Origin of the sequence: Blautia sp. HCN-1074, assembly GCF_037890165.1 — a bacterium.
Classification (GTDB): domain Bacteria; phylum Bacillota; class Clostridia; order Lachnospirales; family Lachnospiraceae; genus Blautia_A.
The window spans coordinates 126,479-139,004 of record NZ_JBBKBP010000005.1 but is presented as its reverse complement, the minus strand read 5'-3'; the positions used below and the strand labels follow the sequence as shown (position 1 = coordinate 139,004).

The following is a 12,526-nucleotide window of genomic DNA, read 5'->3' as shown; positions in this document are numbered from 1 at the left end:
TTCTATTTCTGCTGTTCTTCGCTTATTTTTTATTTCAAGTACACGAATGTGTCTGAGTAATTAATTACCTTTATAATCGACTGCCGCCTGAATAAATCCTCTGAATAAAGGATGTGCATGGTTCGGACGGGATTTGAATTCAGGATGTGCCTGGGTTCCTACATAGAACGGATGCCCTGCAATCTCGATCATTTCTACAATTCGGTTGTCAGGAGAAGTTCCTACAATATTCATTCCCTTCTCCTGAAGTTCTTTACGGAATGCGTTGTTTACTTCATAACGATGTCTGTGACGCTCATGAATCTCTTTCTTACCGAAGAGTTCATATGATTTAGAGCCTTCTGCAAGGATACATGGGTAGCTTCCAAGTCTTAAGGTTCCACCGATATCCTCGACATCTTCCTGATCCGGCATTAGTGCGATCACCGGGTGTTTGGTATCCGGATCAAGTTCAATGCTGTTTGCATCTTCATATCCAAGTACATGGCGGGCAAATTCTACGATTGCCATCTGCATTCCCAGACAGATTCCAAGGTATGGAATCTTATATACTCTTGCATACTGCGCTGCAAGAATCATTCCTTCTGTACCTCTGTTTCCGAAACCGCCGGGAACTAAAATTCCGTCTACATCATGAAGCTGCTGATCCAGATTTTTCTCTGTCAGCTCTTCTGAATCGATCCAGTCAAGCTCCACTTTTGCTTTGCAGGAAATTCCACCATGTTTCAATGCCTCTACCACACTGAGGTATGCGTCATGAAGCTGTGTATATTTTCCTACAATCGCAATTTTTACTGTTTTGTTTGGATTTCTCAGGCTTTCTACCATCGCTTCCCAGTCGCTTAAATCTGGTTTCCTGTTTTCCAGTCTCAGACTTGAGAGAACGACATCTGCAAGTTTTTCTCTTTCCATTGCAAGTGGAGCTTCATATAAATATTCTACATCCAGGTTCTGGAGTACATGACTGACTGGCACATTGCAGAACAGTGCGATTTTTTCTTTAATCTCCTCTGTCAGCTCATGCTCACTTCTGCATACCAGTATATCCGGCTGAATTCCCATTCCCTGAAGTTCTTTTACACTCGCCTGGGTTGGTTTTGTTTTCAGCTCTTCGGATGCTTTTAAGTAAGGAATTAACGTTACATGAATCAGAATTGCATTGTCATGCCCCACATTAAGCTGGAACTGACGGATGGCTTCCAGAAATGGCTGGCTTTCGATATCGCCAACTGTTCCTCCGACCTCGATAATGGCAATCTTGTTTTCCTCCGGTGATTTGGCGCGGTAGAAACGACTCTTAATCTCATTTGTAATATGAGGAATTACCTGTACGGTTCCTCCGCCGAAATCTCCGTGACGTTCTTTCTGAAGAACGGACCAGTAAACTTTACCGGTCGTCACGTTGGAATTTTTGTCGAGGCTCTCATCAATAAATCTCTCATAATGTCCCAGATCCAGGTCTGTCTCTGTACCGTCATCTGTTACAAAAACTTCTCCATGCTGAATCGGGTTCATGGTTCCCGGGTCAATGTTGATATATGGATCAAACTTCTGCATGGTTACCTGGTATCCTCTCGCCTTGAGAAGACGTCCCAGGGATGCAGCTGTGATTCCTTTTCCAAGACCGGAAACAACGCCTCCTGTGACAAATACATACTTTACTGCCATTTTGATTTCCTCCTCCATCATCCTTGGTTTATAATGAAAAAGCGTCAGATGCAGTATTCAGAGGGCACTTGACCCATCTGATATCCTGCATCTGACGCCTTTGTCAGATCAACATATCCTAATCAATATGTGTTTTCCTTTATTTCAATCCACAGTCAGTAATTTCACAAAATCTGACCTGTCAGCTCACCGCTGATTGTGACTTGTCCTATGTCAATAGGAGATACCGATTTCTCTCTGCCCACCACTGCTTATTGTTCTTCGCAACCTCCGCAGGGGACTTACTTGATTCGGTTAAATCTTCTACATATAACTCATCGAGAGAAAAGAATACTCCTCACAGATGTCTCTTAAAAATATGCTATACTATAAAACATTTTTTTTCGTTTGTCAACAATGAAGTTTCATCTTTAATCAAAAAGACAGCTTTGAATTCTTTATTCTTCAAGTCTGTCTTTTTTGAAATCAATATTTACTTATGAGCGAAAACTCTCATTATGCCACTGCAAACTTTTTCAAAGTACGATTGAATTCTTTGCTCTCACCATGGCAGTCTACAGTCAGAACCTTTGTCAGGTCAAGGCTGAGTACGCCAAGAATTGATTTGGCATCAATTAAAAATCTGTTATAATATACATCAACATCAAAATCGCATCTGGTTGCTGCGTTTACAAATTCCTGCACTTCTTCCGTTGCATTTAATTTAATCTTGCTCTGTGACATGAAAATCACCCTTTCTAAAGTTATGAGTAACTGTCCTGTATCTGTTGCTGCTGTACCATATAGCAAAAATAATCAACACCTGACAATTACGGTTTCATTTTATGGAATGCACACATTATCTTCCTCATTGCGAATTTTGTCAAGTTATTTCGAGCATGTAATTTTATCCATAGGAACGTTATTTTTATACATTCAGTATATTTTTATCATATAATAAGTGTTATTTTTTGTCACTATTGTTCATCCATCCTCTATATTGGTTATACCACTATGTGAGATTGATCCCATAATCTGTGACAAGTTTCTGCAATTTTTCACGAAATAAATATTACTATTCACTCCGTTCTTAATAGTACGTTTTGTAAAGCATTGACACATGAACAACAATGCATGTATGTATCTAAAACAAATTTTGTATATAAGCATAAAAATATAGAGGCAGGTAATCCCACCTCTATCTATAAATCAGATTCACTACAACTGATGCAGTACACTGTCAGCACACTGCACCTTTCAAATATGAATCATCAACATTTCACAATATCAGCAAACTCCGCATGACTATAATCCGGAATATCCATTGGATAATTTCCATCGAAGCATGCCTTGCATAATGGCAGACCGCCTGCCATTCCCTCCAGATAATCTGTCTGCATATATCCCAGAGAATCCGCACCGATCATCTTTCGGATTTCTTCTGTACTGTGACTTGCAGCGATCAGCTGGTCATTGGATGGAACATCGGTTCCAAAATAGCATGGATGCAAGAACGGCGGTGAACTGATACGCACATGAACTTCCTTTGCTCCTGCCTCTTTTAGCATATGAATCAGATTGGCAATCGTCGTTCCTCTTACGATAGAGTCATCCACCAGTACGATTCTCTTACCCTTGACAACCGATTCCAGTACACTCAGTTTCAGATGTACGCTGGACTCACGTTCTTCCTGCGTAGGTTTGATGAAAGTTCTTCCAATATAGCTGTTCTTATAGAAGGCAAAAGCAAACGGAATACCAGAAGCTTCTGAATATCCCTTCGCTGCCGGAAGTCCTGATTCCGGAACACCCGTTACGATATCCGCATCTACAGGATAAGACTTGGCAAGAGACTTTCCGCCACGGATTCTGGCGTCATAAACCTTCACTCCGTCAATCGTACTGTCCAGTCTTGCAAAATATATATATTCAAATACACAATGGGCTCTCTTTGCAGTTGCAAGAGTCGCAAGTTCCATATTGGATTTCAGCCCATCTTTTGTGATCGTAAGGATCTCACCCGGCTCAATATCACGGACAAATTCCGCACTGACAGAAGTAAGTGCACAGCTTTCAGAAGCAACCACATATGTATTTCCTCTTTTTCCAAGACATAACGGTTTTAAACCATAAGGGTCACGAACTGCGATCAGTTTTCTCGGGCTCATGACAACCAGGCCATAAGCACCTTTGATTTTTCTGGCAGTTTTTAATACCGCTTCCTCTACAGTCTTAGAATGTACACGCTCCCTTGCAATATGGAATGCAATAACCTCTGAATCTGTAGTCGTGTGGAAAATCGCTCCATTCTGAATCAGTTCCCATTTCAGCTCCGGTGTATTTACCAGATTTCCGTTATGTGCAAGTGCAAGAGTTCCCTTTACATATGATAAAACAAGCGGCTGTGCATTCTCGGCAACAGAAGCTCCTGTGGTAGAATATCTTACATGACCAATTCCGATGTCTCCTTCGTATTTACGGACAACATCCTGTCTGAGAACCTCGCTTACCAGACCGAGATCCTTATGAAACTTCACATTTCCACGTTCTCCCTTAGTATCAGAAACTGCAAGTCCGCAGGATTCCTGACCTCTGTGCTGCAAAGAAGTCAGTCCATAATATATGGACGGAACTACATTGCCGCCATCCAGGTCATAGATTCCAAAGACGCCGCACTCTTCTTTTATTCCAGCCATCTGATTTCCTCCGATTCTATTCAAATGTTCTTTTGTCTGGCAGGTTTCAAATCCAAAAAATCTTATCGTGCAGGCACGAACAGCTTTTCGTCACTTAAACCCTGACATCCCAAATTATAATAATTGAAACAAATTTGTCAACCTATCCTTTTTTTGCCACATCTCAAAAATTTTTTCTGAATTTTTTCAAAAAAAGTGCTTGACATCTGTTTTCATTTCGTTTATAGTACAGCACATAAAGCAAAGGCGCTTTGGATTTGAGATGAGTCCAAGGCGCCTTTTTCGTTTTATACTTTTCGCTTTATAGAAAATTTTCGATGAGGAATTTTCTATGAGACGAAATCCGTTACAGATTTTATCGTGATCTGTAGCCGGACTACACATATTCATTTTATCAGCGAAATCACAAACCGAAAGGAGCGTACCTATATGGCACAGAATATCCCTGAACTGTACGGCAGCTTAGTTTTCAACGACAAAGTAATGCGAAGCAAACTGCCAAAAGACATGTACAAAGCATTAAAGAAAACAATCGAGAACGGCACACATCTTGAACTTGATGTTGCTAACTCCGTTGCAGTTGCAATGAAAGAATGGGCTACCGAAAACGGAGCTACCCATTATACTCACTGGTTCCAGCCAATGACAAACGTAACTGCTGAAAAGCATGACAGCTTCATTTCTCCTACAGGAGATGGACAGGTCATCATGGATTTCTCCGGTAAAGAACTTGTAAAAGGTGAGCCAGATGCTTCCAGTTTCCCGTCAGGCGGTCTTCGTGCCACATTCGAGGCAAGAGGATATACAGCATGGGATCCTACCTCACCGGCATTTATTAAAGATGGAACACTTTACATTCCTACAGCATTCTGTTCTTACAGCGGTGAAGCCCTTGATAAAAAGACTCCTCTCCTTCGCTCCATGGAAACACTTGATAAAGAAGCTACAAATCTTCTTCATATAATGGGAAATAAAGAAGTCAGACACGTCAATACAACCGTAGGTCCTGAACAGGAATACTTCCTGGTAGACAAAGAATTATATAAACAGAGAAAAGACCTTGTATTCTGCGGACGTACATTGATTGGTGCCCCTGCTCCTAAAGGACAGGAAATGGAAGATCATTACTTCGGTGCTCTTAAACCACGTGTTGCAGCTTACATGCATGACCTGGACGTAGAGCTTTGGAAACTTGGTATTCCGGCTAAAACAAAACATAACGAAGTTGCTCCTGCACAGCATGAGCTGGCTCCTGTATTTGATACCACAAACGTTGCAGTTGACCATAACCAGTTAACAATGGAAGTCATGAAGAAAGTCGCAGACAAACATGATCTTGTATGCCTCCTTCACGAGAAGCCTTTCGAGGGAATCAATGGAAGTGGTAAACACAACAACTGGTCTATGATTACAGACACAGGTGTAAACATCCTTGATCCAGGCAAAACACCTGCTGAGAATACACAGTTTCTGATTTTCCTGACAGCTGTTATCAAGGCTGTTGATGAATACGCAGATGTACTTCGTATTTCTGTAGCAAGTGCCGGAAATGATCACCGTCTTGGCGCAAACGAGGCTCCGCCTGCTGTTGTATCCATATTTCTTGGCGATGAGCTGACAGAGATCTTAAAATCTATCGAAAATGGTGAATACTTTGCAGGAAGCCGCGCTGTCCAGATGGATATCGGTGCAAAAGTACTTCCTCATTTCGTAAAGGATAATACAGACAGAAACCGTACTTCACCATTCGCATTCACAGGAAACAAATTCGAGTTCCGTATGCTTGGATCCGAGGCTTCTGTCGCCAACCCGAACATCATCTTAAATACTGCGGTTGCTGAGTGTGTACACCAGTTTGCAGAACAGTTAAAAGATGTTCCGGATGACAAGATGGACGATGCAATCCATGAACTGATCAGGAAAACAATCACAGATCACAAACGCGTTATCTTCAATGGCAACGGATATACCGACGAATGGATTGAAGAAGCCGAAAAGCGTGGTCTTTACAACCTGAAATCCACACCGGATGCTCTTCCACAGTGGATCGCAGATAAGAATATTGAACTCTTTACCAAATATCATATTTTCACAAAAGAAGAGATTGAGTCCCGTTATGAGATCTGGCTGGAAACTTATTCCAAGATTCTTAACATTGAGTCCAATACTATGGTTGAAATGGTACAGAAGGACTTCCTTCCATCTGTATTTGCATACATTGATAAGATTGCAGCTACTGCTGTTGCCAAGAAATCAGTTGTCGCAGATGTAAGCACAGCTTCCGAAGGAAAACTAATCAAAGAGCTTTCACAGCTTGCCGACGAGATTTCCACAGGTCTTGACACCTTAAAGGCAGACACAGCAAAAGCTCTGGCTACCGAAGATCCTCTGGCAAATGCAAAAGCATATCAGACAGTTGTTCTCTCCGATATGGAAACACTGAGAAAATCTGTAGATGCTGCAGAGGTTCTGATTCCGGATGCACTGCTTCCATATCCTACATATGATAAGCTTCTGTTTTCCGTATAATTTGTAGGATTGCGGGAGCTGCAAAGCAGCGGAGCAATCCGCAGATATCAGGTAATAACAGGGGAATATCCTTATGAACTCTACTTCATAATTCATTATCGATTTCCTCATCCATTAATCACACGATATACGGATATTCCCTTGTTTTACATATAATTAATTGTAGCTTTCATGCATTACATAACAGATAACCCGCATCTTTTTGCATCAGATATGTTCTGCACTATAAAGCCAATAAAATTAAATATGGATTTTATATTCGCAAAAGCGCGATGAACCTGTAAAGATCAGGACATCGCGCTTTTTGATTTATATAAAATATTAGGAAATTTTTTATGAGGGAGGAATATTATTATGGAATTTTCCGCAGTAAACACAATATGGGTGCTGGTTGGCGCCGCGCTGGTCTTCTTTATGCAGGCCGGATTCGCAATGGTAGAAACAGGCTTCACACGAGCCAAAAACGCAGGTAACATTATTATGAAAAACCTGATGGACTTCTGTATCGGAACCCCGGTCTTCTGGCTGGTCGGCTTCGGTCTGATGTTCGGTGCAGGTAATGGATTTATCGGAAAGATCGGTGGTATTGCAACAGAAGCACACTATGGTTCAGGAATGCTTCCTGACGGAGTTCCTTTCTGGGCATTCTTAATCTTCCAGACAGTATTCTGTGCAACATCCGCAACAATTGTTTCCGGTGCAATGGCAGAACGTACCAAGTTCCTTTCCTATTGTGTCTACAGCCTTATGATCAGTCTTGTTGTATATCCGGTATCCGGACACTGGATCTGGGGCGGTGGATTTATCAGCCAGATGGGATTCCATGATTTCGCAGGTTCCTGTGCAGTACATATGGTAGGTGGTGTGGCAGCTCTGATTGGTGCCATCATCCTTGGACCTCGTATCGGTAAATATACAAAGGACGGCAAATCAAAGGCTATCCCGGGACACAACCTTACAGTTGGCGCTTTAGGTGTATTTATCCTCTGGTTCTGTTGGTTCGGATTTAACGGTGCTTCCACAGTAAGTATGGAAGGCGATGCAATCGTAAGTGCCGGTAAAATCTTCGTTACTACTAACCTTTCAGCAGCTGTTGCAACTGTAACTGTTATGATCATCACATGGGTACGTTACAAAAAACCGGATGTTTCCATGTCCCTGAATGGTTCTCTTGCAGGACTTGTAGCAATTACAGCAGGATGTGATACAGTTTCTCCTACATCTGCAGCGATTATCGGTATTGCTTCCGGTTTCATCGTAGTATTTGGTATTGAATTTATTGATAAGGTTCTGAAAATCGACGATCCTGTTGGTGCTGTCGGTGTTCATGGTTTAAACGGTGCTTTCGGTACCCTTGCAGTTGGTCTCTTCTCCGACGGTTCAGGCACAGACTGGAAAGGCCTCCTTACAGGCGGCGGCTTCCACGGATTTGGTGTTCAGTTCACAGGTATGATCATCACAATCGCATGGGTTGTTGTTACTATGACAATTATCTTCCAGGTAATCAAGCATACAATCGGACTTCGTGTTTCAGCTGAAGAAGAGATCGCAGGTCTTGACTCCAAAGAACATGGTCTTGCAAGTGCTTATGACGGTTTTGCAATGGCAAGTGTTCCGACTCCTATGGGAACTTCCGTAAAAGCTCCTGTTGTTACAGCCAGACCTTCTGCTCCTGCTGAATCAGTTCCTGAACTTCCGAAAGAAGGCGTTCATAAGCTTACAAAAGTTGTTATCATCACCCGTCAGAATAAACTTGATGAATTTATGCAGGCAATGAACGAGATTGGTGTTACAGGTATCACTATCACTAACGTTCTCGGATGCGGTGTACAGAAAGGTGCTCCATCCTACTATCGTGGTGTTGAGATGGAAATGAATCTTCTTCCTAAGATCAAAATTGAGATTGTTGTAAGTCTCGTGCCTGTACAGAAGGTTATTGAAACTGCCAAGGCAGTCCTCCATACCGGTCAGATTGGTGATGGTAAAGTATTTGTATATGACATTGAAAATGTCGTTAAGATCCGTACAGGCGAAGAAGGTTATCTCGCTCTCCAGGATACAAAATAAATAAGCAATCAATAAATATCCTGCTATAAGGTCAGGAGCCCGGATTTATTCCGGACTCCTTTTTATTGTTCACTACCATTATGCAATCTGGGCAGATTCCAGCGATAATGTGCTGCCAGATACCGAATCAGTATGATTACGAAACAGGCTACCATCATAGCTTCCACATTTCCTACAAAACGATTCATGTACACACATACAACCGCTCCTACAATAGATGCGCATGCATAAATATGCTTTACAAAAATATAAGGCGGTACTCCTGCCATCATATCACGCATCAGGCCTCCCCCTACTCCGGTAATCGTTCCCAGAAATACCAGGAGAAACACATTATCCATATATCCACTGCGAATTCCTGTATTCACTCCCACTACCGTAAAAATTCCTAAACCGATAGAGTCCATCACCAACATGACTCTGTCATAGGTAAGCCGCATATGCCCTTCCAAAAGCTGCCGTTTCCAGTAAAAAACCAGAAAAACCACACAGGAAGTAATGGTAGCCACCAAGGCATATACCGGATTTGTAAACACATTAGGTGGAATAATCCCCAGCACAATATCCCGGATCATACCTCCGCCTACAGCTGTAACTACACCCAGTACGCTCACACCGAAAATGTCCATATTCCGTTCTACACCTACCATTGCCCCGGAAGCAGCAAAAGCAACCGTACCTGCCATTTCCATAAAAAAGTTATAATACTCTGATAATCCATATTAACCTCTGACTTTTACATTTTAGTTCATAAATTATATCATTTTTTATAACTTATGTGAAGCAGGATCCTGCTTTTTTAGACATCTTATTTTTTTATTTTCTTCACAGACGCTCCCTTAAACAAAGCTCCGTCTACTGAGAAACGATCAATCAACGTAGTCTTGGGATTCTCAATCAGATCGATCAGCTTCTCCGCAGCTATCCTGCCAATTGCCGCTGTGTCCTGACAAAGGGTGGTGAGCTTTGGCTCCAGAATTTTCGCAATATCAATTCCATCATAACCTGCAATAGAAATATCATCAGACAGCCGCTTCAGTATCGGAAGAACCCTGAACTGCAACATCCTCTGTAATAGATTTTACGCTTTCTTTTGTGTAATAGCCTCTCGTACCTGCTCAACGGACAGCAATGTGGTCTCTGCAATTTTATCAAGATCATGCTCTCCATTTTTCCACATATTCCATGCGATTTTTTTACTTCTGCTTACTTCTGCCTCATCACGTTCTCTATCTACAATTACCTGCATCGTCTTGCACATATCAGCCACTCCTTTCGGTTCCTCTTTAAAATATCTTACTCTCGCAGCTATTTTTGCATTATGCATTTCGTGATAATTAACACAGTTAAAATCATGCATTAGCCAGCCAACCTCATCATCTCCTCTGTAAGAGCCATTTACATATACAATATGTGCTTTATCATTAAACAGTTTCCCTGTTTCCTGTACTGTTCTTTCTATTGTATAAATCGGAAGTCCACCTACCAACACATCATTAGACGTTATAAATATGATATATGTCTCTGGCATCTCTGTATATTTACTTCCTGATGTTGTAAGTCTGGTATCAAATAATGAGCTGTTTAATCTGGCACGTTCTGGTACTGCCCCACTATCATCCTGTTGGACCTCGATATCGTACTGTTTTCCTTCGGAATCATTAGCGTATATATCTAATCTGACAGATCGTCCAAACAAATTTCCAATCGTCAACTGTGTAACAGATTTCGTTACCGTCAGATCATCTCTTTTTAAAATGATCTTCAAGAGTTCCTCAGTACACTCTAAATCACTGGAAAACACCTGTGTCATAAACGTATCATCCATTAACGTAAACTTGTTAATGGCGTCCATGCGTTCTGTATTTTTCTCGTCTAAATTCAACACCTGCATTCATTCACTTTCTTTTCATATTCTTATTATAAGTGCTTTCATTATACTTATGCAATAAGATTTTTTCGACAAAACAGGAAGAGAATCATGCATCCTCTTCCAGGTCTTAAATGGTATTTTTTACTTCTGCCATTTCCAACATCATTGTTACTTAACTACTTTTCCTGTAGGTGTTACCCCAATCCGGAGAACATGTGAATACAATTTTCCACCCTTTTTCTGTACCGCTTTGCAATTTCCCACTGCATACATTCCGGATGGATAGTGTGACTTTGAAGTAACCGTAAAAGTATTAGATGCATTATTATATCAGTTCATAGATGTCTGTTTACACTGGCTAGCCATTATATAAGAACAGTCCCCTTAAAACCCACTGTACCATCGTTGCATTGTCACTTTTTCTGTATATTCTCCACTGCTGTCCATACTCTACCCTGCTCACTGTCGAAGCAGCCCTTGTTAAAATTGGCTTTGATTCCCACTCATTAATTTCAGCGGCATATTCTGCGTCTATATTGTCGTCATTAGTGGAAATCAAATTCATGGATTCAATTCCTGCTTCTGATAGTTTTATGTTGTCATCCTGCATAGCAGCTTCAAAATCTGCCTCTAATACTTCGGCCTCACTGTCTGACTGCGTTGAGCCAGTGCTGTTTCCAGAATATGAAGTTTCTAAAAAATCATCCAGTCCCAGACCAATTCCATCTTTCATGGCCGATTCAAAATCTTGCTGTAGTTTTTTATCGCTCACGTCTGCTTGACACTCCGTTGCGAAATCATCATCGCACATTGCTCCTTCATCAAAAGAATATAACTCCGTTGATTCATCCGCATACACATCTGCCGCATGTACAGGCACTTCCAGCATTCCTATCAAAGAAATCATCAGTAAATATAGTGTAGCTTTTTTCATGATTTTGTCATTTCTTTCTCTTCTATTACTGCATATTTTCAGATTTATTAACTGAATTATTGTGTTTTTCCAAATCTTTAACACAAATAATAATTCCTCAATGTCATTTAGTTAAGCCTGCGTGACAATTTAAACAGAGTGTTGTTGAATATTTGAACACACTCTGTTTAGACGACGGCTATACGATAAATAGTACAAATCTTGCATCATCACCGAATATTTCATTTCATCTCCCGTAATGGATGTTCCCATGTATCCCTCTATAAAATCGAAGTATCCATTCGTTCCAGCATTCTTTTCCCAAGTATCTATCGAAGCCTTAATCCTTAGCAGACACATTACCGGAATCTTATAGTATTGTTGCATTTTCTTTAAATCTAACTCATGCTGCCTCCCTCTGGAAATAAGCAGCTCCTTTATTTCACTATTCGTGTATGGATCAAATGCCATAAGCAGGGCAGTTTCAAGCCGTTCATTATCCTCATTGCGAAAGTTTCCCGTGTCAAAACTTTCTCCGGTACATCTTGATTTAATATCAAACAATACAAGGGCAATTGCCTCTTTCATTCTTCTGCTGTTTGAAGCGGGAAACTTTCGATGGATTTTTAACGCATTACTTTCCATCGGCAAAAGAAGCATACTGTAAGTTTCCTCATCACTTTTTCTGATTTTTCCAAACTCTTTTTCCATTTGAGAGTATATTTTTTCAAACTGATATAACTGCATTTTTCTTCTCTCTTCCTTTAGTTTTTATCCTCATTTTTTTCAAAAAACACTTGA

The 12,526-nt window shown here is 41.0% G+C and carries 10 protein-coding genes; 2 read left to right on the top strand and 8 right to left on the bottom strand.

The features are described 5' to 3' along the window. Positions 1–60: 60 nt before the first annotated feature. The 3 genes from WKT11_RS06555 to purF form a co-directional block, all read right to left on the bottom strand. Entirely contained in the window at positions 61–1,668 is a 1,608-nt protein-coding gene (locus WKT11_RS06555; protein WP_340283323.1) for a CTP synthase, read from the bottom strand. 495 nt (positions 1,669–2,163) lie between these two features. Continuing rightward, entirely contained in the window at positions 2,164–2,391 is a 228-nt protein-coding gene (locus WKT11_RS06550) for an HPr family phosphocarrier protein (protein ID WP_117677525.1), read from the bottom strand. A gap of 527 nt (positions 2,392–2,918) precedes the next feature. Continuing rightward, on the bottom strand, positions 2,919–4,343 hold the full coding sequence (gene purF, locus WKT11_RS06545) for an amidophosphoribosyltransferase (RefSeq protein WP_117846050.1): 1,425 nt from the start codon (positions 4,341–4,343) through the stop codon (positions 2,919–2,921). Between the two features lie 429 nt (positions 4,344–4,772). Here purF and WKT11_RS06540 point away from each other — a divergent pair, with 429 nt between their 5' ends. Both WKT11_RS06540 and WKT11_RS06535 read left to right on the top strand, forming a co-directional pair. Continuing rightward, entirely contained in the window at positions 4,773–6,872 is a 2,100-nt protein-coding gene (locus WKT11_RS06540; RefSeq protein WP_340283320.1) for a glutamine synthetase III family protein, read from the top strand. Between the two features lie 354 nt (positions 6,873–7,226). Then, a complete protein-coding gene (locus WKT11_RS06535) occupies positions 7,227–8,939 on the top strand; it encodes an ammonium transporter (protein WP_117846048.1) in 1,713 nt (570 codons plus the stop codon). 62 nt (positions 8,940–9,001) lie between these two features. On the opposite strand, the gene WKT11_RS06530 is transcribed toward WKT11_RS06535, so the two are convergent. From WKT11_RS06530 to WKT11_RS06510, 5 genes are all read right to left on the bottom strand, one after another. Further along, the gene (locus WKT11_RS06530; RefSeq protein WP_118610151.1) at positions 9,002–9,631 is read right to left on the bottom strand and encodes a trimeric intracellular cation channel family protein; all 630 of its coding nucleotides are present in this window, start codon (positions 9,629–9,631) and stop codon (positions 9,002–9,004) included. A 116-nt stretch (positions 9,632–9,747) separates the two neighbouring features. Further along, the gene (locus WKT11_RS06525; RefSeq protein WP_226839487.1) at positions 9,748–10,005 is read right to left on the bottom strand and encodes a substrate-binding domain-containing protein; all 258 of its coding nucleotides are present in this window, start codon (positions 10,003–10,005) and stop codon (positions 9,748–9,750) included. A 15-nt stretch (positions 10,006–10,020) separates the two neighbouring features. Further along, entirely contained in the window at positions 10,021–10,833 is an 813-nt protein-coding gene (locus WKT11_RS06520) for a PD-(D/E)XK nuclease family transposase (RefSeq protein WP_019161176.1), read from the bottom strand. Positions 10,834–11,170: 337 nt separating this feature from the next. Further along, on the bottom strand, positions 11,171–11,746 hold the full coding sequence (locus tag WKT11_RS06515) for a hypothetical protein (RefSeq protein ID WP_117677530.1): 576 nt from the start codon (positions 11,744–11,746) through the stop codon (positions 11,171–11,173). 129 nt (positions 11,747–11,875) lie between these two features. Then, positions 11,876–12,436, bottom strand: a complete 561-nt coding sequence (locus tag WKT11_RS06510; RefSeq protein WP_243101810.1) for a hypothetical protein — start codon at positions 12,434–12,436, stop codon at positions 11,876–11,878. Between the last annotated feature and the right edge of the window lie 90 nt (positions 12,437–12,526).